The sequence below is a fragment of the Atopobium sp. oral taxon 810 str. F0209 genome (assembly GCF_000466405.1).
Taxonomy (GTDB): Bacteria; Actinomycetota; Coriobacteriia; order Coriobacteriales; family Atopobiaceae; genus Olegusella.
Genome location: NZ_KE952943.1, coordinates 6,311 through 29,394, shown reverse-complemented (window position 1 = coordinate 29,394; position 23,084 = coordinate 6,311). Strand labels below are relative to the sequence as shown.

The window sequence follows — 23,084 nt, the reverse complement described above, 5'->3', positions numbered from 1 at the left end:
AGACTGTTTCAATCAGCATCGCCCTGCTTGCCAAACACCACATATCATTTCAACCAACACGGCTCTGCTTGTCAGAAGCCACGTTCTGTTTCAGAAAAAATGCCAAAAGCCACACTCTGTTTCAAAGGACTTGACGTTTGCGCAGGTAGATTTTTTGGGCGTGAAGAGATGTGTGGCTTTTGGCTAAAAAAGTGAAGTAGAACGTGGCGTTTGACAATTGGCATGAAACGGAGTGTGGCTTTTGGTACCCGAGATGAAACAGTCTGTGGCGTTTGGCATCTGGCATGAAATGAAGTGTGGCTTTTGCGAGGTTGGATGAAGAGATGTGTGGCGTTTGGCAGCGGGCGTGAAATAGGATGTGGCGTTTGTTGGCGCTTGGCGCTTGGGAGAAGTGTTGATAGTGGGGAGGGTGTAAGGACGGCAGAAGAGCAGGAAAGTAGACCAGCAGTTACTCGGTAGCGGCGATGGTGACGAGCAGTTCGCGGAGGACGGCTTCGGGGGCGACCTTGGGCAAAGTATGCTCAGCATCTGTAATGATGACTTCGCGGGCGCCAGGAATCGCCGCGGCGATGCGATGAGTCTCGCTCTGTGGAATTTCGTCGAGCTCACCTGCCATAACGCAGGCAGGACAAGTAATATCCCCCAAGCTCGTAGGATCAATATGTGGCTCGACTACCATCAAGTGAAGCAGCTCCGCAATATCAGAGGCCTCTGCACGGGTTGGGGCTGGCGTACCATCTTCGTAGCAGGCGGACTCGTCACCAGCAAGAGCCCAAGCGCGATATGCCTCAGCGGTTTCTTCAAAAAAGTCATTACCGGGAATACCGTCAGGCGAAAGGTTTGCGCCAATCGAGCAGAGCGAAGCCACGCGTTCCGCATAATCGCGCGCCATCAACAAGCCTTCGATAGCGCCATCAGAAAAACCCAGTACGTGTACTTTTGCGAGGCCTGCAGCATCGAGTGCAGCAATAGCATCAGCGCACATTAGCTCATACGTTAGCGGAGCAGTACCCCTTGTGCTTACACCTTGCGCTCGAGAATCCACCGCAAGTACCGTGCGCCCACAGCCAACCAATGCATCGATCACGGCACCAAAAATCCCATGTTCTTCACCGTTACCATGCAGCATCAATACGGGGTAGCGAGGAGGAACTGCGGCGTTCACTACGGCAGGTGCCTCATCTACTGGCGCATAGAGAAACGCGTGAATATGGGCCCCATCCTTAGTTAGCACATCAAACTCACGTGTGAGCGGTACATGCGGGCGCTCATATGGGCGCGGAACATGCAGGGGAGGCAATTCTGGCGTGAGTTGGTCTGGAGATAATTCAAGCATGCTTATTTGCCTTGACTTGGGTGTTTCTCAAAGAAATCAAAACGCGGGGGCAGGGCTACGATAGCATGCTCAGCAGGAGTCTGACCAAGCAGTGCGGCCAATCCAGCTGGATCCTCAAAGCAATGTTCCCAAGAGAAGAAGAATTCCGACTCAAAGCCCAAGTGCTCGCAAATCTTTTCGCAACCAGCAGGCACGGCGGGATGCATGAGCAGCGTCGTTGTGCGTAATGCTGCAAAAGCATCAGCAAGTGCCTGCTCGTAGGCAGCATCATCGCCCTTAGAGGCCTTGCTTGCTTCGCCCCAACGTTTGTTGGCAGCGCGAGCAAAATCATCTACGACGCCTAGAGCACTGTGTGCATCAAATACGTGAGCTGCACGTTCAAAGGCAAGCACGGCTTCATGACACTCATCAACAACCTCGGCGTGGGCAGCTACTGTTGGCAAGTGGCCCTCACAGACATTTGCCGCACCATAAAAGCAGGAGCGCGCTAAACGATTAAAGATGTTCGTCAAAAATGCGCTTTCTTTAAGGGCGGGGTCGGCCACACGCGGGTCATCCTTTACCAGTACCTCTTCACCGGTTTTTTTGTCTTTGTGTGAGACAGATGTGTCAAAAGCCTTGGGCGAGAAGGACACAGCTTTTTGATCGAGCGCCAGTGACAACCAGTGACAACGCAGCTGTTCGGGCGTGTAGTAATCAAGCAGTTCGGCTGCCATCGGAGGTTTAATAGCGCCCGAGCTGGAGGCCTTCTTGTTCATAAAGAGCACGTGGTAGTTGGCAATTGGTGTGTCCTGCGTGAGCTTCCAATCAAGTGCTGCCCACATTGCGGGTTGAGCAACGCAGTAGAAATAGATGTTATCTTGGCCGATAAATTGATAAACCTTTGCCTCGGGATCGCACCACCATGCGCGCCAATCGTGATTGGCGTAGCGTGGCGTCTGGCCTTCGGTACTACGGTCAGCATCAAGTGCGAGTGCGGTTTGCACAAAGGAGATAGGTGCCCACAGACTTTCGGGCCAGCACCACACAGTTAAATCTTGGTTTGTGGCAGCAGCGGAGCCATCGATATCTGGCGCTGGTACGCCCCAAGAAATATTGCCCGTAATGCGGAATGGCAACAGTGTCTTGCCTGTGCGGAAGCGAATCTCGACGCCTTCCAAAATACTGCGCGCTTCGTCGCGATCCTGCCAGTTTTTGAATTCGACCGAGAAGGACGACTGATTTCCCTCAGCCTCAATGGTTTTGTGTTGTGGCAGCCGTGCTTCCACGGCATTGTAGGCCTCGCAGAACTTCGTCTGGATATACATTACTGGTGCCACAAGTGACTCACGTACAGTCTTGGTGACGATAGCGCGCACTTGGGGATCAGCATCCCACTCATCCATGAGTTCCTCGAGCACTTGCTGGTATTTTGGCAGGTCAAAGTACCAGTTTGCAACGGGACGCAGCTCGGGTGTGGTACCGGTGAGCTGTGACACAGGTGCAATAAGCTCTTCGGGATCAAATTGGTGACCCAAATCGCATTCGTCTGCGTATGCTTTTTCGGACTTGCAGCCACGGATGGGGCAGCGACCGATAACCTGGCGACCATTGAGGAACTGCTTGGCTTTAGTGTCATAAAACTGCAAAGTCTCGCGCTTGATGAGAACGCCCTTTTCGTACAAACGATGAATCAACGTATCCGAGAGTTCCTCGTGAAAATGAGCTGCTGGTTCCAGTCCAGAGCCTGCGAAGATATCAAGAGAAATCCCATAGGCATCAAGTGCAGCCTTTTGTGCTTCGTGATTGTCGCGTACGTAGTCTTCGATGGTGCCTGTGTAGCCTTCGCCTTCAACCTTCTTGCGGTAGCCCTCCATGATGGGTGAGCCATAGCAGTCGGTGCCCGAGACAAACAGCACGTTTTCGGCACCAATGCGATCGCGCAGAAAGCGAGCAAAGAAATCCGCTGGTACAAACACGCCACCAATGTGGCCAAAGTGTAGATTTTTGTTGCCATAGGGCATACCGCCTGTGATAACGGCGCGACGGGGGAAATTTGGACGATCTACAGAAGACATGCGCATGCGCTCCTAGGGTTGATGTATGTGCTTCGCGATTATCCCACAATGCAGCAGGCAGCGGGCAGGGAAGTTGGGCGCAATAGATTGTGAGGGCATTGTGATGACAGGGCGGTATCAGATATACCGTCCGCGGAACTCAGATTGAGAGTGCTTGGAGAGGGGTAATATCCCCTTCGTCTTTTGGGTGTGGCCAATAGGGGCTGCGTCTGAGAAAGGAAATGCGATGTTTTTCGTATTTGTAATTCTGCTGGTTCTTGTAGGCGGTAGCGCGGTGCTTTCGACGGCGTATGTTGTGCGCCAACAGCACGTTGCAATCGTCGAGCGACTAGGTAAATTTCATGGCATTATGATGCCAGGTTTCCATGTGAAGGTGCCTTACGCTGATCGTACCTTTGATGTGGACTTGATGACCGAAGATCAGCATATGACCTTTGATGCCAAGACCTCTGACAATGTCACCATCGAGCTGGATGTGTCTATCCAGTATCACGTTGACGCATCCGATATTCAGTTGGGTTCTGAGAGTGGCATTTGGAAGAGCCGTTACACCCTGACTGACCCCGTGACTCAGATGCAGGACTATCTGGCAGATGCCCTGCGTAGCCAAATTCCTAATCGTAGCCTTGACGAGGTCTTCTCTGAAAAAGATGCCATTGCCCAAGCAATTGACGAAGCGGTTGCGGCAAAGATGCTGAACTACGGCATTGTGCTGGTAACTACGCTGATTACCTCAATCCGTCTGCCTCAAGAGGTACAGGAGTCGATGAACCATATTATCGCATCCAAGAATAACCTTGAGTCTGCTACCAATGACGCAAATGCTGAGCGTGCAAAGACGGTTATCGCGGCAAAGGCTCGCGCCGAAGCTATGGCAGCCGAGGGTCAGGGTATTGCTGATCAACGTGTCGCTATTGCTCGCGGTATCAAAGAGTCTATCGATACTATCAAGGGATCTGAGCTAACTGAGGCCGATGCCAATCGTTTGTTTGAGTTTACTCAGTGGATTGATATGATGCGCGGCTTTGCCGAAAAAGGTGCATCGACGGTGGTGCTACCCAACGATTTCCGCGATAGCGCGTCTCAGTTTGAGCAGTTTGTCTCTGCTTTGGAAACTCCCCGCGCTGCCAGCGATGATGGGAAAAATTAAACCTCTATCTGCATAAATGCAAGCAATTTGAAACTCGGCAGCTCAAAAGGCTGTCGAGTCTCTTTATTGTGTGTTCATAGCCCTCACAAATGAGTCTGCTATGCTTGCTTGCTGCTCGAAATCACAATACTAAGGAGGTGCCATGGAAAAGCAAAACGCCACAATAATGCCCCCGCTGCAGGGGATAGCCCCTCATCCTGGCACGCCTTTGCTTTTGCATGCTTGTTGTGGTCCTTGTTCGCTTGAACCGCTCAAACTTTTGCGTGAGGAGGGCTGGGATCCCGTAATTTGTTGGACTAATCCCAATATTGCACCTGTAGCAGAGCATAACCTGCGTTTGCGTACCCTGCAGGCTTGGGCACATGATATTGCTCAAGTAGATGTTATCGTAGCTGGTGACGACCGCGACAGCTGGGAACGTAATGTGGCACCTGCTGGACTCAAGCGCGAGCGTCGTTGCCGTGCCTGTTATGCGCAGCGTCTTGAGGAAAGTTGTCGTGTAGCTGTTGAGCAGAGCTTTGAGTATATCAGCACAACGCTGGTGGTCTCGCCGTATCAGCTCTTTGAGGTCTGTCATGAGGTGCTTTTTGCGTTGGCACATCGTTACGGCCTTACGCCAGTCTGGCGTGATTTTCGTCCGTATTATCCTGAGGCGACTATAGAGTCACGTGAGCTCAATATGTATCGCCAAAACTATTGTGGTTGTCGTTTTTCGGCAGCAGAAGCCGCACTTGACCGCCAACAGGCACGTGACGCCCGCAAAGCTGCGCGTAAAAAGCATGTTGGCTAGTGAGATTGATTTGGCTAGAGGTTGCAGCGTCCAGCTGAGCGTTTGGCTTTACTCTATCCCAACGATTTGCTTCAAACTCCTAACGAATTCCTACATTGGAGGAACGTATGAATAATGGCATGATGCTCCAAGGTTTTTCTTGGTATCTTCCTGCAGATGGCCAACACTGGAAGCGTATGGCACGGCTTGCACCGACGCTGGCACAGGTAGGTATCACAGCGGTCTGGCTGCCGCCTGCGTACAAGGCAGCCGAGGGCGGTGAGAGCGTTGGATATAGCGTATATGACACCTGGGATTTGGGTGAATTTGACCAATGTGGTTCGGTGCGTACCAAATATGGCACCAAGAAAGAATATCTTGCTGCGATTGCCGCCCTGCAAAAGGCAGGTATCCAGGTATTAGGTGACATCGTGCTCAATCATCGTATGGGTGGCGAGGAAACCGAGCATGTGCGTGCAGTCGAGGTTGATGCGGGCGCACGTGGATCCGAAGTGACAGAAGAAAAGACCATTTCTGCGTGGACTCGTTATCGTTTTCCTGGACGTAACGGTACATACTCTGATTTTCAGTGGGATTGGACCTGCTTTCACGGTACTGACTGGGATGAGGACACGCATCAGACAGGCGTCTTTCGTTTTGCTGGCAAGGAGTGGGACGATGATGTTGACCATACCGAAAATGGCAACTACGACTATCTAATGGGCAACGATGTTGATGTCAACAACCCTGCCGTTGAAGCAGAACTAACCCGCTGGGGTGAGTGGTATGTGGAGACAACGGGTCTTGATGGTATGCGTCTTGATGCGCTCAAGCATGTGTCAAAGTCTTTCTTCCGCCGCTGGCTTGCCGATTTACGTGAAAAAAGTGGTCGTGAGCTCTTTACAGTAGGCGAGTATTGGTCTCCTGAGCTTAGTGAACTCGAAGAATATCTGGGCGAAGACGAGCCATTGAGCCTCTTTGACGTACCACTGCACTACAAGCTTTTTGGTGCGTCGAATAGTATGGGCACCATGGATTTGGCACATCTTTTTGATGGCACATTGGTGGCAAGCAACCCTGTGCATGCAGTGACTTTTGTGGATAATCACGATACCCAGCCAGGTCAAGCATTGGCATCTACTGTTGCATCTTGGTTCAAACCGAGTGCTTACATGTTGATATTGCTGCGTGAAGCAGGTTATCCTTGCGTTTTTTATGGCGATCTCTTTGGTGCGGGAGCCGAGGCTAAGGCTGGCGAGGAAGGTGAAGACACGCCTGCGTTGCCAGTGGTACGTGAACTTCCCTTGCTTATGGAAATCCGCCAGCGGCATGCTTACGGCGCGCAGCACGACTATTTTGATGACAAAGATACCATTGGCTGGACGCGTGAAGGCGATGACGAACATGCAGGTAGTGGCATTGCTGTAGTCATTACTGACGGAGAAGGTGGCACCAAACACATGTATGTGGGTACCCAGCATGCAGGCAAAGATTTTGCCTGTGTCGTGGGTCAGGAAGATGATGTATTGATTGATGAGGAAGGCTACGGTGACTTTAGCGCTGCTCCTGGTTCGGGTAGCGTTTATATTGAGGCCAAATCCGCAAAGGCACTCAAGCATGATCGTATCCTGCGTCGTGCCGAGACTGCACCTTCGATTGCACCTACCTCGCGCAAGGGTGCTCATCCTGTGCCTGCCAATTACGCCCCTTGGCGTCGTCGCAAGTAGGCTAGTGCTATTGTTGTCGCGGCCTTTTGTTTCGTTTGCTAGGAGCTATACACATGCCTATGCGCACTGATGATTTTGATTATGAATTACCGCAAGAGTTGATTGCGCAGGCACCTGCCGAGCCACGTGATTCGTGCCGCTTGTTGGTGTTGCATCGCGATGCAACACCAGACGGGCGCCCTGCGGGTAGTGTTGATGACCGCCACTTCTATGACATCCTTGACTATCTTGAAGCTGGAGATTTGCTTGTCATCAATAAAACTCGCGTGATGCCAGCGCGCCTTGTGGGACACAAGCGCAAGACGGGCGGTGTTGCTGAAACACTATTGCTCAAGCGCCGCGAAGATCAAGATCCGCTGGGTCATGTGTGGGAATGCTTGGTCAATCCAGGTAAGCGTCTCAAGCAGGGTGCTGTGGTGGAATATCGCGAAGGTGGTCTGCATGCGCCCGAGTCTTCTCCTGTGGTGCTTTCGGGCGAAATCCTTGATTTTGTTCCTGATAACAAGGGTGGGCGCCTCATTCGCTTTACTCCTGCTGAGGGTCTTACATTAGACGAGGCTATGCACAAAGCAGGTCATGTGCCTCTGCCTCCCTATATCACCAAGTATGAGGGTGATCCCGAAAAGTATCAGACGGTCTACGCTATGCAAGAAGAGCATTCTGCCGCTGCGCCTACGGCGGGTTTACACTTTACGCCTGAACTGCTTGATCGTATAAAAGCAGCAGGTATTGGCATTGTTGCGGTGGAATTAGAGGTGGGTATTGATACCTTCCGTCTGGTAACTGAGGATGATCCTACCGAGCATGTTATGCATACAGAGCGCTATCACCTTCCGCAGGAGGTAGTCGATGCGGTACATGCCACCAAAGCTGCCGGTCATCGTGTTATTGCAGTGGGAACGACGGCGGTGCGCTCACTCGAAAGCGCTTGGGAAGCGGAGGCTCCTGTAGCAGAATGTCCAGTAACGGCGCGCCATTTTGAAAACGCTACTGACTCTGCAGCGATAACGGGCAAAGGCGACATCGTGGCACGCAATAACGCTACGACCAACCTGTATCTCATGCCTGGTTCGACCTATCACGTAGTAGATGGACTGATCACTAATTTCCACGTACCGCGTTCGACACTCGTGATGCTAGTTTCGGCCTTTGCAACGCGCGAGCAGATCCTCTCTGCGTACCAGCATGCAGTTAACGAGAAGTACCGTTTCTTCTCCTTTGGAGACGCCATGTTTATCGAGTAGCTATCTATTGTGCGCGTCAATATCATCGTGGTTACAGGTGTTTACTTGCGGAAGAAAACCAACCAAACCACAACTACGACGAGGATGACAAGCACAATAGCAGCACCGATAATCAATGCGCGCGAGCCACGAGTCTCGGTTCTGAGTATATGTTCCTTTTGGGCAAGAGAATCAGCCTCAGCACTCATAGTGGCTGCCTGTTCTTGTGATTTTGCGATGCGGTCGTGCAGCTCGGTAGTCACTTCAGGTGTGGAGTGGATATCGTTTGCCTCATCTAGTGCTGCTTGTGCAACATCTGCACGCTCGCGAGCCTCAGCAGCATTGTCATTTGCCTGCTCAAGATCGGTATCACAGACCGCAATCTGCTTTTTGAGTACCTCTTCGTCAGCCATGGCCTGCTTATAGAGCTCGTCATATTCTTCTTTGCGGGCAGTTGCTTCGGCTTTGGCCTCACTTGCCTGATGCTCCACCTCGGCCAAAATCTGCTTGCGCGAAGCGAGATAGGTCTGCGCAGCTTCAACGCGTTGATCGGATTCTGTCGTTACGCTGGGAACCTTTTGTTTGGCAAGGTCAAGTGCTGCCTGTTCGGTAATGACCTGGTGCAGCAGACGGTCGGTGGTGCTTTGGGTGGTATTTTGGCTCTGCTTGGCACGGGTAAGCTCGTCCTGTGCATGTTGCAAACGGTCTCGTGCTGTATCAACTGCACGGTTTGCCGAGGCGATGGCTGCATCACGATTGCGTACAGCTTCTGCTTCTTGGGATTCGGCAGATTTAGCATCGCGGCGTGCCTCGCCTAGGGCACGTGATGCGTCATCAGCGCGCGCCTTGGTGGTTTCCATGAGGCCACGGTAGGGACCAAGCTTCTCCTCATGTTTGGCTTTCATAGTCTCAAGCTGTTTTGTGAGATCAGCACGAGTTGAACTCGCAAGGTCGCCACGAGCATGTGCGTCTTTCTCATCGGTGGTGGCTTGTTCAAGCTCAGCGGTATTTCGTGCGATGATTTGCTCAAAATTTTGCTCGATGGAAAGACGGTGATTGAGCTCGTCGGTGTCTTCTTCGATTTCAGCCTGAAGCTCAGCTAGACGTTGGCGAGCTTCCTCGGTGCGCCTAGAGGCATGATGTACATCACGCAGAGCAGCAATACCTGCGAGAAATGCATTTTCAGATGGAGCCTTTTCGCTATCCTCAGGGGACAATTCACTCGTTGTTGGCTGATCACTTGCAATTGGGTTTTTGGCAGCAGGGTAGTCATCAGCCATATCTGCCGAATGCAATGCCTCAGGAGCGATATCCTGCTCGTCAGTTTTTGTCCCATTTGTGGGGAAGAGCTTCATCGTGTTCCCTTTCGCTACACCTGCAAAGCGCTAAAAATCAGTATAAGTGTTACCACACAGATTTTATTCTGCCGTATCTGAAATTGGCTCGCCGATATAAGCCTTGATGTTTGCTAGAATGACATCAAGTCCAACGGCGAGAACGTTCTCGCCCTCTCATCTAAGGAGTCCAGTATGGTTTCGAAGCAGACGACGATCACGAACGCTACTGGCCTGCACGCCCGCCCCGCATCCGTGTTCGTCAGCGAGGTCAAGAAGTACCAGTCCAAGATTACGATTCGTAACGTTGACAAGGACAGCGCTCCTGTCAAGGCTAATTCCATCATGATGGTTTTGGCTGCTGGCTTGGGTACTGGTACCACCGTTGAGATTGCATGCGACGGTCCTGACGAGCAGGAAGCCCTCGACGCTCTGATTGCTCTTATTGACAGCGGCTTCGGCGAGTAGGTACATCTAGGCGCGCTTGCGCAGTTTGTTGCACATCAAAGCCCAGCACCAACAGAGTGCTGGGTTTTTTGTTGGTATTTTGTAGATAAGAATGACGAGGCAGTATGTTTGAGTACGACATCATCGCAGAAGATCCAAAAACCCATGCACGCGCAGGTGTCTTACATACGCCTCATGGTGATATTCCAACCCCTATTTTTATGCCCGTGGGTACCAAGGCAACAGTAAAGGGTTTGATGACTTCGACTCTGTCCGAGTTGGGTACCAAGATTTTGTTAGCAAACACCTACCATTTATCAATGCGCCCAGGTGCGGATTTAGTTGCTGAGATGGGTGGTCTGCATGATTTTATGCAGTGGCATGGACCGATTCTCACCGATTCGGGTGGATTTCAGGTCTTTTCACATAGTGACTTTGTCAAACTCAGTGATGAGGGCGTGCGTTTTCGTGCGGTTGATTATGACGGAAGTTATGTCTTTTGGACTCCTGAAGACAATATGGAAATAGCTCAAAAGCTGGGCGCTGATATTGTGATGCAGTTAGATCAGTGTCCTGGCTATCCTGCGGAGCGTAGTTTTGTTGAGCGCGCTGTTGAGCTTTCAAGCAAGTGGGCTGAACGTTGCTATAAGGCACATACCCGCCAAGACCAGGCACTTTTTGGCATTGTTCAGGGTGGTATGGATATGGATTTGCGTTTGAGAAGTCTACGCCACCTCGAGGAGTGTGGTGACTTCCCAGGTTATGGTATTGGTGGCTATTCAGTAGGCGAGGACCATCAAACGATGTTTGAGACTTTGGTACCTCTGGTCTCTGAGTATATGCCACGTAACAAACCCCGCTATTTAATGGGTGTTGGCAATCCAACAACTTTGGTACACAGCGTGGCTTGTGGGATCGATATGTTTGACTGCGTGCTTCCCACACGTACTGCTCGTATGGGTACGGCGTTTTCAAGCGAAGGTCGTATCAATCTCAAAAATGCTCGTTTTACTCATGATGCAACTCCTTTGGATGCACAGTGTCATTGCCCCGTATGTCAAGGTGGCTACACTCGTGCTTACCTACATCATTTGGTCAAGCAAAAAGAAATGCTCGGTGGCATTTTGCTATCACAGCACAATATTTTTTATCTGCTGCAGCTGATGCGCGATACCCGTGAAGCCATTATTGCAGGTACTTACTGTGATTTTGTCAATAAGTGGAATGAGTTGCCTGCAAGTAACGACTTTTAAAAAGTGGGGCAGACGTCCATCATTTGTGCTCCGCTTGTCAAAAAACAATGCAAAAACCAGCCGTTCGTAGCTTAATGTTGCTGTTCGAACGGCTGTGCTTGTCCTTGCGCCGTTTTATGTCTGCCAAGACTGGTAAAATGGACTGGTTAAACTACTGGTAGTTCAGGAGATACATATGGCAAGCAAGAAGGACGGCTCAAAGTCCGCCTCGGGCTTTGATAGCTGGAGGCAGGCGACATCTGGCTCTACAACAAGCAATCAGCACAGCTCATCACAGCGTAACAAAGCTCGCAAAACGAGGCGTATGCCTGCGGTTGTGCGGAGACATATTGCAACGCTGGTGTTTCTTGCATGTCTGTGTGTGGTGTGTGTCTGGGGCTTTACACCTTTGGGCGAACGTATTACGCAGGGTCTTGATATTCGCGGCGGTGTGTCCGTTATTTTGACGGCCACCAAGCCGGATGGCTCTGCTCCAACAGGCGACGAGATGTCTACCGCCACCACTATCGTCCAAAATCGTGTGAATTCTTTAGGTGCCTCCGAAGCTACCGTGCAAAAGCAAGGCTCCAACTCCATCTTGGTACAGATTCCTGGCGCAACTGATGCTGATTCTGCAGTGCAGACCATAGGTAAGACAGGCAAACTTGAATTTGTTCGTCTTGATGAGATTGGTGATGCCGATGCGCTTGCTCGTCTTGAGAGCAAAGATGCCAATAACATCCAGCTCAAGCCAGGTACCTATAAGGCTTTTATGGATGGTTCGTCTATCACCTCGACTTCGGTAGCACAGGCAGGTCAGTCGGCTACTGGTGCCTATGCGGTTAATGTCAAACTCAACTCTGATGCGGCAAAGACCTTTGCCGAGGTTACTCGTGAGCTTGCGCCTACCAATGGACGCATCGCTATTGTGCTTGACGGTGTTATCAAGTCTTCGCCTGCGGTACAAGAAGAAATTGGTGGTGGGCAGGTTTCTATTACAGGTGGTTTTTCTGCTGAGGAAGCTCGCTCACTCAAAACCATCCTTGATTCTGGCTCCCTTCCAGTAACGCTGACCTATTCAGAGAGTCGTGTTGTTGGTCCTACACTGGGTCAAGATTCGCTCACGCAGGGTGTAGTTGCAATTGCTGTGGGTGCTGTGATTGTTATCATCTACCTCTTTTTCTTCTATCAAGGACTTGGCCTTTTGACCATGGGGTCGCTTGGCATCTTTGCGCTGCTCTACCTAGGTCTATTGGCGTTGCTTTCGCATTTTGGAGCCTACTCATTAACGCTACCAGGACTTGCCGCTGTGGTGTTGACTACAGGTTCTGCTGCGGACTCCTCGATTTTGGTTCTTGAGCGCTTCCGCGAAGAAATCCGTATGGGACGTACCGTGCGCCAAGCTTCGATGTCCGGTGTCAAGCACGGTATCGCTACCTCGCTTGATGCTGATGCTGTTACCTTGGTAACCGCAATTGCTCTTTTTGCTGTGGCAGTTGGTTCGGTTAAAGGCTTTGGTCTTACCTTGATGTTGGGTGTTGCATGCGACTTGGTAACGATGTTCTGTTTTAAAGCACCGGCACTTCGCCTGTTAGCAGCTTCTATTGAGAAGCATCCTGGGTTCTGGGGTGTTCGCGGCGATATGGAAGAGGGCGAGCATGCACGTCATGGTCAGCCTTCGAAGGGAGGTGTGGCCCATGCGTAGCCACTTCGCTCACGAGATTAACTTTATGGGTCACCGTTTCCAGTTGCTGACCTTCTCGGGAATTTTGATAGTGCTGTCAATTGTGGGTTTGATTGTTCGCGGTTTGGTCTTTGGTATTGAGTTCCGTGGTGGTACTGAGATTGACTTCCAAAATACGGGCGATATCAGTATTGCTCAAATGCGCAGTGCACTTGAGGCTACAGGCGAGCAGAACCTTACTATTCAAACGGCTGTGACCGAGGGTGAAAAGGGCTTCCTAGTCCGCTCGGATGCGACCAATCCTACGGATGCTACGGCACATGCCGCGGCTGCTGCCAAGTCTCTCAAGCTGCCTGAGTCCTCCTATACGGTTACCACTATCGGTCCCGACTGGGGTGCTGATACGGTACGTTCTTCTAGCATTGCCTTTTTGGTGTCGCTGGTAGCCATTATTGCTTTTGTGTCCATCCGCTATGAATTCAAGATGTCCATTACAGCGGTGGCTTCTCTGGTACATGACCTTGTCATTATTTTGGGCGTGTATGCTTGGACTCAGACACCCATTACCCCCAATGTGGTAGCTGCACTACTGACTGTTATGGGCTATTCGCTCTACGATACGGTTGTTGAGTTCAATCGCATAAATGAGAATGCCAAGCGCGCCGGAGATTCGACTCACCGTACCTATTTCCAGATTGCAAACTACTCGATTAACGAAGTCATTGTTCGTACTATCAATACAACTATTACTACCATCGTGCCCATCATCGTAATGTATGCCATCGGTGGCACCACTCTGCGTGACTTTGCTTTTGCCATGCTTATTGGTGAACTCTTGGGTACTTACTCCAGCTTTGCTATCGCAAGTCCATTGCTTTCGATTTGGAAGACTCACGAACCCAAATGGCACAAGCTCGAAGAGCGCTATGGTGGCGCTGGGGCTGCAGTGCGTATTGTCCAGCAGAACGAACGCGGAGCAGCGCATAGCTTTGCAAAGCGCGGGCAGTAGCTTATGGGTGGCTTGGCAGGCAGCAGACGCTGGCAGCTGCTGCGACAAGACAAAAAAGCAGAAGCCAGACTTATTTCTGAGCTGGGATTAGCACCTCTTGCGGCGCGTGTTTTGGCTGCTCGAGGCTTGAGTGACCCTGCTTTGGCACAAAGATTTTTGACTCCGTCGCTTGAGCGCGATTGGTCAGATCCACTGCTGATTCCAGGTATGGAAGAAGCAGTGCAGCGCATTATGCGAGCCATCTCTAGTGGTGAGTCAATCGCGGTTTTTGGTGACTTCGATGTGGATGGCATGTCGGCAGCAAGCGTTTTGGCCTTGGGTTTGCGTGCGCTTGGAGCACAGGTGCGGGCCTTTATTCCTGATCGCTTTACCGAAGGCTATGGCCTTAGCAAAAATGCTTTGTTGCGTGTAGTGGAGGCTTGTGAGCCTCAGTTGGTGGTAACTGTCGATAATGGCATTGCTTCGGCTGAAGAAGTAAAAGTTCTGCTTGAACACAATATTGATGTGGTGATTACAGATCATCACGAGCCAGCGGATTTGGTGCCAACGGGCGTTCCGGTGGTTGATCCCAAGCTATCCGCTGACTGTCCTTCTCGAGATTTGGCGGGAGCAGGTGTTGCGCTCAAGCTAGTCTGTGAATTGGGGCGCCGATTGGGACAGCCAAATTTGTGGCGCTCATTGACCGAGCTTGCCTGTCTGGGTACTGTTTCGGACATGATGGTGCTTCAGGGCGAGAATCGTGCGCTCGTGGCAGATGGTATTGAATGCATGCATCATTCCACGCGTCCCGGTTTGGCGGCGTTGGCAAATATTGCCAAGGTAGACTTATCGACGGTTGCTGCTGATGACCTGCCTTTCTCGATTATTCCGCGCCTTAATGCGGCGGGGCGGATGGGTTCTACCGATATCGCTTTTAAGTTGCTTTATACCGATGATATTGAAGAAGCCAGCTTGCTTGCAGCTTCGTTGGAGCAAATCAATGAGGTTCGCCGCGAGACAGAATTTGCTATGTCCGAAGCCGCCCTTGCAGAAGCAGAACGTTGCTGGGATGGTGGTCGTGTTGTAGTAGTTGCAGGTGGAGACTGGCATGAGGGCGTCAAGGGTATTGTTGCCAGCCGTATTGTCAACCACTATCACGTGCCTGCAATCGTGTTTTCTTTGGTGGACGGTGAAGCACGTGGTTCGGGGCGTTCGGTTGGTACGGTTGATCTTTTTCATGCCGTTGAGCAGTGCGCTGACTTGACTATTCGTTTTGGCGGTCATGCGGGTGCTGTAGGTGTCACAGTTGCCGAGGACAAAATTGAAGCTTTTCGCAAGCGTCTCTCTGCGGTGCTCGCGGAACTTCCGCAGGAGCAGTTTGAATATCGCAATGAAGTAACAGCGCTCGTAGAGCTTTCTGAGCTCAATGTCGAGACGGTTGCCTCGCTTGAGGCATTGCAACCCTTTGGTCAGGGTAATAAAAAGCCTATATTTGCCGTGCGCGGCGTTTCGATGCGCGATCGCAAACGCTCGCGTAATGGGAAACATCTTTTGTTTATTGCGACAGATGGCTTTAATGAAGTTCCTGCTGTGATGTTTAATGCTCCCGAGTTGGAGCGCGCTGCTTCTACCGAAAGTATCGTTGACCTCGTATTTGAAACAAAAAACGAAACGTGGCAGGGTCGTACCAAAACCAAGCTGATGGTCAAAGATATTTTGTTTCGCGATCAACCAAGTCGCGGACCTGCGGCAGGCGAATCTCTCATACTTGAGGGATTTGACCCGCCAATGCCCAATCCCGCAGAGCATCGCTGTGAGCTGGCAAAACTTGATTATGATGAGCTTACTGAGGTATTGGCAGCTGAGCTTATTGGTGAACATCAGCTACTTCCTGCTCAGCGCGAAGCACTTGCGTGTTTGGCAAAAAAACAATCGACGCTTGTTGTGATGGCTACTGGTCGGGGAAAGTCACTTATCTTTCATGTGCATGCAGCGCGCGAAGCTATTGTCCATCGCAGGGCAGCAGTCTTTGTTTATCCATTGCGTGCTCTCGTTAACGATCAAGCTCGCCATCTTCAGGATGAGTTTGCGCGTATTGGTGTTGGCGTTCGTGTGCTTACTGGTGCGACACCCCAGGACAGACGTGCAACGGTTTGGTCGGAATTGGCAGATGGCAGTTGCGATATCGTATTGACCACACCAGAGTTTTTGGCGATTCACACCGACCGCTTTGCGCAAATAGCGCGTATTGGATTTTTGGTGGTAGATGAGGCACATCATGTGATGCAGGCTGCATCACATCGTCCTGCATATGCAGAGTTTCCTGAAATTCGTCATAAATTAGGCGAGCCTACAGTATTGGCTGTTACCGCCACCGCTCCACGAGAGGTTACCTTGCAGATTCAAAATTTGTTGGGTATTAGCAGCGAAAACGTCCTTATTGATAATGCTGTTCGCAAAAATCTAGAGCTGCTTGATTGTCGAGAAAAGCGTGACCGTGAGCTGGCACTTGCCTCTCTTGTCGCAAAAGGGGAGAAGTGCATTATCTACGTTAACTCGCGTGAGGAAAGCGTTTCTTTGGTGCGCAAACTTCGTCACATGACTGGCGAGCTAGCCGATCGCATTGCCTATTACAATGCAGGTCTTGAGCCGCGTGTTCGCGTCAAGGTTGAGCGCGCGTTTCGTGACGGGCGGCTGTGCTGCATAGTCTCTACCAGTGCGTTTGGAGAGGGTGTCAATATTGGCGATGTGCGCCATGTAGTGCTCTACCAGTTACCTTTTGGTCGTACTGAGTTCAATCAAATGAGTGGTCGCGTGGGTCGTGACGGACTTCCTGCTTATATTTGGCTGATGTTTTCTGCTCGAGATGCCTCGGTTAACGAGCGCCTCTTGGCTGCCTCTGCTCCCACGCGCGACGAGCTTAAGATGCTGTGGCGTGCATTGCGTTTGCTAGAGCAAACGAGTGATGACTACATCATCCGTGTAAGTGATGAGGAACTTGCAGCACAAGCTCGTCTGCAGGATGGGCGGTATGCTCTTGATGCGCAAATTTCCGAGGCGGGAATTGCTGTTTTTGCTGAGCTTGGTTTGCTCCAACTAAATGGCTACGGGCATACGCGTGAAATTAAGTTAGCAAGCAATCCGCCGCGCATGAATTTAGGTCAGTCAGTCCGCTATGTTGAGGGTATTAGGGCCGCTGAGGACTTTGCAGAATTCCGCGAATGGGTTTTGCGTTGTGCACAAGCAGAGCTGCTTGATAGTATTAACAAGCCAATTGTGCCAGGCTTTGGGCATGTAGTAAGTGGTGGGTGAGAGTATGGGAAAGTTTCTAGAGCAGCAAAATGTTGAGGGTCGACGACGTAGTTCTGACATACCTCAGGCAGATAATTGGCGCGTTTTGCAGGTAACTTGTGCGGATACCCTAGATGACGAAGCCAATAAGCGTGTTGAAGAGGCATACCGCTTTGCTGCTGAATTCCACCGCAATCAGCGACGTCGTTCGGGTGAGCCATATATCAACCATCCTGTTGAGGTTGCATTGATTTTGGCCCGTGATCTGCGCATGGATGCTGATTCAATCTGTGCAGCTTTGCTTCATGACACCGTTGAAGATACACCTGCAACCCTAGAAGACGTGCGTGAACGTTTTGGTGACAATGTTGCTGAGATTGTAGATGGTGTTACCAAACTAACTTCTATTCACGTATCGTCGATGGACGAAAAGCAGGCTCTCAATCTACGCAAGATGTTCTTGGCAATGTCTAAAGACATTCGCGTTGTTATCGTTAAGCTTGCCGACCGTCTGCACAATATGCGCACACTTGCAGCGATTCCACCTGATCGTCAGCAGTACAAGGCGCATGAGACTATGGATGTCTATGCACCGCTAGCAGACCGTCTGGGTATTTCTTCGGTTAAGTGGGAGCTCGAGGATCTTGCATTTTTCTACCTCGAGCCTGAGGAATATGCGCGTGTGGCTCGTATGGTGCAGGATTCGCGTGCTCAGCGTGAAGAGGATACCAACGCGGCTATCAAGACGCTAGATGATGAGTTGCGTCGTGCAGGTATGACAGACTTTCAGATTTTTGGTCGCCCCAAGCATCTGTGGTCTATTTATCAAAAGATGACACGCAAGGGCAAGGAATTTTCTGATATTTATGATCTCATTGCTCTGCGTGTACTGACGCGTACCGTTGCTGACTGCTATTCGGCATTGGGTGCGGTCCACTCGCTTTGGCATCCGCTACCTGGGCGTTTTAAGGACTATATTGCAACGCCCAAGCCCAATGGTTATCAGTCGCTGCACACGACAGTAGTCGGTCTTGATGCACGTCCTATTGAAATTCAGATTCGTACGTATCAGATGCACGAGCAGGCCGAATACGGTATTGCAGCGCATTGGCTATACAAGCGTTCGGGCAACTCTCAGGGTAAATTTGATTCATCTGACCGCGATATTGACTCGCAAATTAATTGGATTCGCAAGACGCTTGATTGGGCCGTCGAAGACGAAATCGGCGATCCACATGAGTTTTTGAACAATCTGCGTGTCGATCTCTTTGAGGACGAGATCTTTGTCTTTACGCCTAAGGGTGCGGTTATGAGTCTTAGGCGCGATTCCACGCCGCTTGACTTTGCCTATCAGGTACATACCGAGGTAGGTAATCACTGTGTTGGCGCCAAGGTCAACGGTTCAGTTGTGCCGCTGACTACCAAGCTGCAGAGTGGCGATCGCGTTGAAATTTTGACTAACAAAAGCTCCAAGCCGAGTCGCGACTGGATGAATATTGTGGCGACGCCTTCTGCGCGCGCCAAGATTCGTAAGTACTTTACGACGCTCTCAAAAACAGATGATGCCGAGCGCGGTCGTGCTGACTTAGCTCGTGAACTGCGCAAGCGTGGTTATGGTATTGCAACCAAGCGTACGACGAAGGCGCTTGAAAAAGTTTGTGGCATGCATGACTACCGCGATGTTGACATGATGCTTGCAGCTATTGGCACAGGCAAGGCTTCACTGCGCTCTGTTGCCAACCACGTCCAAGAAGTACTTGAGCGTGATACGCCCGAAAAGCAAGCAGAAGCAGCCGCTGCAGCCCAAGCAAAGCGAGACCGTGAGAAGGCTTTTTCCGAGGATATTCCCTTTGCAAAAGCCGAACTCATGCGCAAGCGTGCACAGTCTGACCGTAAGCGTCGTCATAACTGCGGTGTTGTGGTCAAGGGCGATCCAGATTTGCTTGTCCATTTGGCACATTGCTGCAATCCTGTTGCTGGCGACGATATCGTGGGCTTTATTACTCGTGGTCGTGGTGTGTCGGTACACCGCGCGGGTTGCCCTAATGTAAAGGGACTCATGAGCCACCCTGAGCGCATGATTGATGTGGAGTGGGATACCTCGGGAGCCACGGAGTTCCAAGTAGAAATTGTTGTTGAGGCTTCTGATCGCATGGGTTTGCTCAAGGATGTCACCATCGTTTTGGGCGATACGGGGGCGAATATTCTTTCTGCGGCAACACAGATTTCCTCGCAAGGTGTGGCGAGGCTACGCTTCCTTTTGGCAATATCCGATGCGTCTTTGCTTGATACGGTGCTTGCTCATGTCAGTCGTGTGCCATCGGTATTTGACTGCCGCCGTATCATGCCTGGTGAAGGCGCCAACCAGATGAAGAAAAGGACATAGCTATGTCTGAAGAAGAAAAGAAGCACGAAGGCTGCTGCGGTGGTCATCACGAAGATGGTCACTGCTGCAGTGGTCATGACCATGGTCATGATGAGCATCACGAATGCTGCGGCAGAGGCCATGAACATGGCGATGACCATGAGTGTTGTGGCGGTCATGGTCATGAAGGTGGTAACGAGGGCGGTTGTTGCGGCAATCATGGTCATGAGGGCAGCTGTTGTTGCGGACATCATCACCATACACCCAGCGATGGGGAAGATCAGGTTCGCATGTTTGTGGTGGGTCAGCTGCAGACCAACTGCTATGCCTATATCTCACAAGGAGAGTGCCTTGTTGTTGACCCCGGTGCGTCAGGCGTAGGCATCGCCAAGCACTTAGAAGATGTGCGTATCAAAAGTATCGTTGCGACACATGGTCATGGTGATCATGTGGGTGGTGTCTTATCTCTTCAGCGTGTAACTGGTGCGCGTTTTATGATGCACGAGGCTGATGTTGAACTTGCTTCACATGCAGGTGAGGCAAGTGAACAAGGTCGTACTTACGATAACAATGCCCCAGCTCCCGATCAGCTTTTGTGTGAAGGCGATGTTATCGAGCTGGGTACTGCACGTTTTCGTGTTATCGAAGCTCCCGGTCACACCCCTGGTGGCATTGTTTTGCTTGGTGAAGGTACAGCTCTTGGACTTGCGTTTGTGGGTGACACACTCTTTAAGGGTTCTTGCGGAAGGACTGACCTTGCAGGCGGTAGTCATGAGCTTATGATGCAAACTTTGGCACGCCTCAAAGAACTGGTGCCGGCGCACACGACACTTTTGTGTGGACATGGGGATATTACAACGATGGAAGACGAACTTGCATACAATCCTTGGCTGCAAGATGGAGTGGTGAGCGACGGTATTCATTAGGCGGAAATATGTGGCTTTGCTTATCTGATGTATAGTCTTGGGGCGTTCAATCAATCCTAAGCAAAAATTGCTTTTCTGAGGCAAGCAAAACGCTCAGATTCTGATATAGTGTTTCCTGCTTTGCCCGAGTGGCGGAATTGGCAGACGCGACGGACTCAAAATCCGTTTCTGGCAACAGAGTGTGAGTTCGAGTCTCACCTCGGGCACCATAGTAAAGACGACAAGCAAATTTTGCATCTGTCCGCTTTTCTTTTGCCAAACAAGTTGTGCTCTTAAGTGCAGATAGCTTGTCTTTCGGGCACTATACCCACAGATGGTTCAAACTTCGGAGTAGATAGGCGCAAAAGTGCAGGTAAAATTTCTCCCAAGTTCGAAAAACGAACCATCTATTTTTTAGGTTTGAGGGAGGAACTATCTACTGAAAAGGGTGCAGTACAGGAATAGGCGTGACATAAGAAAAGGACACATAAATTACGAAGATGGGTACATATGTGAGTTAGTTAAAACTTTTAGCCCTGAGGAAGCGTTTTTGGTAGGAAGGCGAGCAAAAACGGTTCCCCGAGGCTAAAAACTTTAGCTATCTAACAAGATGTGCTCCATAGTCCAAGCATGCATACAAACTTTAATTTTGATCTGCCTGATTTAAGTTTGGACTAAACAGGCGTGCGTTTGTTTTATTGCACCAACGCTACCTACCATTCCCGCACTGTCTATATTCTCTAAAAATGCTAAACTGCATGCTTGTTCAGCTCTTAATTCTCAAATAAGTTATGCATAAATGCAGTTGAGTGTCATATTGATACTTAGTTGTCAAATGAGGGCAATCAGAGCAAACAGAGCTAAAGAAGTAGGCGGAGCAGTGCTTGTGACTTTGTCCTTCTTGTGTGTTATAAAAAGCTGAGCTATAGTACTAAAGGTTATAAACGCAAAGCGGGATTTCCTGCGGGATATCCTCACCTGAGTGGCGCGAGAGCTGCTGCCGGGTCAGACGAAAAACATGCCAGCCATGTTGTTCCGCTAGGCGTAGCGGAAACGTCTCCCGGATGCTTTGCGACGGGAGTTTTTTGTTGGAGGGGAAGTGACCCTCCGTAGAAGGGATGGTGGAGACGCTGGCAAAGAAGGACGACCTTCGGGTCAACGGCGAAATCACGTCTCGTAGCTGCCGACTCATCGGAGTTGACGGCTCGCAGCTTGGTCTGTTTGACGTGAGGGATGCTATGCGCATTGCGCGCGAGCAACATCTCGACCTCGTGGAGATTGCACCTGGTGCAGAACCTCCTGTTTGTCGAGTGATGGACTACAGCAAGTATAAGTACGAGCAGGACCGCAAGGCCAAGGCTGCGCGCAAGAAGCAGGTCAAGGTCGAGGTCAAGGAAATGAAGTTCCGCCCCAAAATCGATGTGGGCGACTTTGAGACCAAGAAGAAGCACGTCATTCGCTTCCTCAAGTCTGGAGCTCGCGTAAAGATTACCATCATGTTCCGTGGCCGTGAGATGGCCCATCCGGAGCAGGGCTTGCGTGTTCTCGAGCGTCTTGCAGAGGATCTCAAGTCCGTTGCAACGGTCGACCAGCAGCCCAAGATGGAGGGCCGCAACATGCATATGCTCGTTTCGCCGATTAAGGGTGCATTTGACGCGAAGCCCGATGAGGCAGAGCTAGAAGAGAAGGAGTAACAACATGCCCAAGATGAAGACGCACAAGGGGTCGGCAAAGCGTTTCCGCCGCACCGGCACTGGCAAAATTATGCGCGCAAAGGCTTTCAAGAGCCACATCCTGACCAAGAAGTCCCAGAAGCGCATCCGTGGCTTCCGTAAAGAAGCAGTGCTTTCTGCTAGTGACGCTCAGGTTGTTTCCCAGCGCATGGGCAAGTAAGCGCAACCGCGTACAAACGATAGCGACTATTTTGTCGCAGCTAGGAGTTGATTAATATGGCACGTGTCAAGCGCGCGGTTGCAGGCCGCAAGAAGCGTCAGACGCTCGTCGAGCGCAGCAAGGGTTACTACGGCGTTGGTTCTCGTACCTTCCGTGGTATGAAGGAGCAGGTCCAGCACTCTGGTCAGTATGCATACCGCGACCGTCGCAACAAGAAGCGCGACATCCGTGGTCTGTGGATTCAGCGTATCAATGCTGCCGCCCGCATGAATGATCTTTCCTACAGCAAGTTCATGCATGGTCTGAAGCTTGCTGGCGTCGAGCTGGACCGCAAGGTTCTTGCTCAGGTTGCCTATGAGGACGAGGCTGCTTTTGCTTCTCTTGCTGAGGTTGCCAAGAAGGCGCTCGCTGCTGAGTAGCAGATTCTGCACAAGTAGTTTTTCGAGTAGTTCTTCTTCACATAATTTGTATGTTTGCCCTAGGCTGCTTTGTTGGCCTAGGGTTTTTTAAAATTCATTGAAAAATTGAAAGGTATGGGATATAGGCAAAAAAGTGTGTCTGTTTGCATTCCTTATATAGAACAGAGCTCGCAGTGTTTCAACTGGAGTGGCTCTGCTTGCCAAACGCCACACATCATTTCAAACGGTACAGCTCCGCTTGCCAAACGCCACGTTCTATTTCAG

The 23,084-nt window shown here is 50.9% G+C and carries 18 protein-coding genes and 1 tRNA gene; 16 read left to right on the top strand and 3 right to left on the bottom strand.

Going from position 1 to position 23,084, the window contains the following annotated elements:
• On the top strand, positions 1 to 195 hold a 195-nt coding region (locus tag HMPREF9069_RS09530; RefSeq protein ID WP_021625683.1), incomplete at its 5' end, for a hypothetical protein.
• 253 nt (positions 196 to 448) lie between these two features.
• On the opposite strand, the gene HMPREF9069_RS03120 is transcribed toward HMPREF9069_RS09530, so the two are convergent.
• Positions 449 to 1,336 carry an alpha/beta fold hydrolase gene (locus HMPREF9069_RS03120; protein WP_021625682.1) on the bottom strand — a complete coding sequence of 296 codons (888 nt, stop codon included), beginning with the start codon at positions 1,334 to 1,336 and terminating at the stop codon, positions 449 to 451.
• Positions 1,337 to 1,338: 2 nt separating this feature from the next.
• Entirely contained in the window at positions 1,339 to 3,399 is a 2,061-nt protein-coding gene (locus HMPREF9069_RS03115) for a class I tRNA ligase family protein (RefSeq protein WP_035438313.1), read from the bottom strand.
• A 220-nt stretch (positions 3,400 to 3,619) separates the two neighbouring features.
• Here HMPREF9069_RS03115 and HMPREF9069_RS03110 point away from each other — a divergent pair, with 220 nt between their 5' ends.
• From HMPREF9069_RS03110 to queA, 4 genes are all read left to right on the top strand, one after another.
• On the top strand, positions 3,620 to 4,543 hold the full coding sequence (locus HMPREF9069_RS03110; protein ID WP_035438312.1) for an SPFH domain-containing protein: 924 nt from the start codon (positions 3,620 to 3,622) through the stop codon (positions 4,541 to 4,543).
• 142 nt (positions 4,544 to 4,685) lie between these two features.
• Entirely contained in the window at positions 4,686 to 5,333 is a 648-nt protein-coding gene (locus HMPREF9069_RS03105; protein ID WP_021625679.1) for an epoxyqueuosine reductase QueH, read from the top strand.
• Between the two features lie 107 nt (positions 5,334 to 5,440).
• Entirely contained in the window at positions 5,441 to 7,039 is a 1,599-nt protein-coding gene (locus HMPREF9069_RS03100) for an alpha-amylase (RefSeq protein WP_021625678.1), read from the top strand.
• A 59-nt stretch (positions 7,040 to 7,098) separates the two neighbouring features.
• On the top strand, positions 7,099 to 8,283 hold the full coding sequence (queA, locus tag HMPREF9069_RS03095) for a tRNA preQ1(34) S-adenosylmethionine ribosyltransferase-isomerase QueA (RefSeq protein WP_035438330.1): 1,185 nt from the start codon (positions 7,099 to 7,101) through the stop codon (positions 8,281 to 8,283).
• Positions 8,284 to 8,324: 41 nt separating this feature from the next.
• On the opposite strand, the gene HMPREF9069_RS03090 is transcribed toward queA, so the two are convergent.
• A complete protein-coding gene (locus HMPREF9069_RS03090; protein WP_021625676.1) occupies positions 8,325 to 9,617 on the bottom strand; it encodes a coiled-coil domain-containing protein in 1,293 nt (430 codons plus the stop codon).
• Between the two features lie 174 nt (positions 9,618 to 9,791).
• On the opposite strand from HMPREF9069_RS03090, the gene HMPREF9069_RS03085 reads away from it, so the two are divergent.
• The 11 genes from HMPREF9069_RS03085 to rplT all read left to right on the top strand — a co-directional run bounded on the left by HMPREF9069_RS03085 (position 9,792) and on the right by rplT (position 22,820).
• Positions 9,792 to 10,064 (top strand): HPr family phosphocarrier protein, encoded by a 273-nt coding sequence (locus HMPREF9069_RS03085; RefSeq protein ID WP_021625675.1) that lies wholly within the window; start codon positions 9,792 to 9,794, stop codon positions 10,062 to 10,064.
• 104 nt (positions 10,065 to 10,168) lie between these two features.
• The gene (tgt, locus tag HMPREF9069_RS03080) at positions 10,169 to 11,296 is read left to right on the top strand and encodes a tRNA guanosine(34) transglycosylase Tgt (RefSeq protein WP_021625673.1); all 1,128 of its coding nucleotides are present in this window, start codon (positions 10,169 to 10,171) and stop codon (positions 11,294 to 11,296) included.
• A 175-nt stretch (positions 11,297 to 11,471) separates the two neighbouring features.
• Positions 11,472 to 12,980 carry a protein translocase subunit SecD gene (secD, locus tag HMPREF9069_RS03075; RefSeq protein WP_021625672.1) on the top strand — a complete coding sequence of 503 codons (1,509 nt, stop codon included), beginning with the start codon at positions 11,472 to 11,474 and terminating at the stop codon, positions 12,978 to 12,980.
• Entirely contained in the window at positions 12,973 to 13,968 is a 996-nt protein-coding gene (secF, locus tag HMPREF9069_RS03070; RefSeq protein ID WP_021625671.1) for a protein translocase subunit SecF, read from the top strand. The genes secD and secF overlap by 8 nt, the downstream gene beginning before the upstream one ends.
• A gap of 3 nt (positions 13,969 to 13,971) precedes the next feature.
• Positions 13,972 to 17,259 carry a single-stranded-DNA-specific exonuclease RecJ gene (gene recJ / locus HMPREF9069_RS03065; protein WP_021625670.1) on the top strand — a complete coding sequence of 1,096 codons (3,288 nt, stop codon included), beginning with the start codon at positions 13,972 to 13,974 and terminating at the stop codon, positions 17,257 to 17,259.
• 4 nt (positions 17,260 to 17,263) lie between these two features.
• On the top strand, positions 17,264 to 19,624 hold the full coding sequence (locus HMPREF9069_RS03060; RefSeq protein WP_051317767.1) for a RelA/SpoT family protein: 2,361 nt from the start codon (positions 17,264 to 17,266) through the stop codon (positions 19,622 to 19,624).
• Positions 19,625 to 19,626: 2 nt separating this feature from the next.
• Complete coding sequence (locus HMPREF9069_RS03055; RefSeq protein ID WP_035438310.1) at positions 19,627 to 20,529, top strand: MBL fold metallo-hydrolase; 903 nt, start codon at positions 19,627 to 19,629, stop codon at positions 20,527 to 20,529.
• Positions 20,530 to 20,651: 122 nt separating this feature from the next.
• Positions 20,652 to 20,738: transfer RNA gene (locus tag HMPREF9069_RS03050), tRNA-Leu, on the top strand.
• A gap of 888 nt (positions 20,739 to 21,626) precedes the next feature.
• A complete protein-coding gene (infC, locus tag HMPREF9069_RS03045; protein ID WP_021625665.1) occupies positions 21,627 to 22,202 on the top strand; it encodes a translation initiation factor IF-3 in 576 nt (191 codons plus the stop codon).
• Positions 22,203 to 22,206: 4 nt separating this feature from the next.
• Positions 22,207 to 22,401 (top strand): 50S ribosomal protein L35, encoded by a 195-nt coding sequence (gene rpmI / locus HMPREF9069_RS03040; RefSeq protein WP_021625664.1) that lies wholly within the window; start codon positions 22,207 to 22,209, stop codon positions 22,399 to 22,401.
• A 56-nt stretch (positions 22,402 to 22,457) separates the two neighbouring features.
• A complete protein-coding gene (rplT, locus tag HMPREF9069_RS03035; RefSeq protein WP_021625663.1) occupies positions 22,458 to 22,820 on the top strand; it encodes a 50S ribosomal protein L20 in 363 nt (120 codons plus the stop codon).
• The last annotated feature ends 264 nt before the right edge of the window (positions 22,821 to 23,084 follow it).

Bases quoted from the DNA above. Each gene is read 5' to 3' on its own strand.
- HMPREF9069_RS03120 (WP_021625682.1), bottom strand. From the start codon at position 1,336: ATGCTTGAATTATCTCCAGACCAACTCACGCCAGAATTGCCTCCCCTG.
- HMPREF9069_RS03115 (WP_035438313.1), bottom strand. From the start codon at position 3,399: ATGCGCATGTCTTCTGTAGATCGTCCAAATTTCCCCCGTCGCGCCGTT.
- HMPREF9069_RS03110 (WP_035438312.1), top strand. From the start codon at position 3,620: ATGTTTTTCGTATTTGTAATTCTGCTGGTTCTTGTAGGCGGTAGCGCG.
- HMPREF9069_RS03105 (WP_021625679.1), top strand. From the start codon at position 4,686: ATGGAAAAGCAAAACGCCACAATAATGCCCCCGCTGCAGGGGATAGCC.
- HMPREF9069_RS03100 (WP_021625678.1), top strand. From the start codon at position 5,441: ATGAATAATGGCATGATGCTCCAAGGTTTTTCTTGGTATCTTCCTGCA.
- queA (WP_035438330.1), top strand. From the start codon at position 7,099: ATGCGCACTGATGATTTTGATTATGAATTACCGCAAGAGTTGATTGCG.
- HMPREF9069_RS03090 (WP_021625676.1), bottom strand. From the start codon at position 9,617: ATGAAGCTCTTCCCCACAAATGGGACAAAAACTGACGAGCAGGATATC.
- HMPREF9069_RS03085 (WP_021625675.1), top strand. From the start codon at position 9,792: ATGGTTTCGAAGCAGACGACGATCACGAACGCTACTGGCCTGCACGCC.
- tgt (WP_021625673.1), top strand. From the start codon at position 10,169: ATGTTTGAGTACGACATCATCGCAGAAGATCCAAAAACCCATGCACGC.
- secD (WP_021625672.1), top strand. From the start codon at position 11,472: ATGGCAAGCAAGAAGGACGGCTCAAAGTCCGCCTCGGGCTTTGATAGC.
- secF (WP_021625671.1), top strand. From the start codon at position 12,973: ATGCGTAGCCACTTCGCTCACGAGATTAACTTTATGGGTCACCGTTTC.
- recJ (WP_021625670.1), top strand. From the start codon at position 13,972: ATGGGTGGCTTGGCAGGCAGCAGACGCTGGCAGCTGCTGCGACAAGAC.
- HMPREF9069_RS03060 (WP_051317767.1), top strand. From the start codon at position 17,264: ATGGGAAAGTTTCTAGAGCAGCAAAATGTTGAGGGTCGACGACGTAGT.
- HMPREF9069_RS03055 (WP_035438310.1), top strand. From the start codon at position 19,627: ATGTCTGAAGAAGAAAAGAAGCACGAAGGCTGCTGCGGTGGTCATCAC.
- infC (WP_021625665.1), top strand. From the start codon at position 21,627: ATGGTGGAGACGCTGGCAAAGAAGGACGACCTTCGGGTCAACGGCGAA.
- rpmI (WP_021625664.1), top strand. From the start codon at position 22,207: ATGCCCAAGATGAAGACGCACAAGGGGTCGGCAAAGCGTTTCCGCCGC.
- rplT (WP_021625663.1), top strand. From the start codon at position 22,458: ATGGCACGTGTCAAGCGCGCGGTTGCAGGCCGCAAGAAGCGTCAGACG.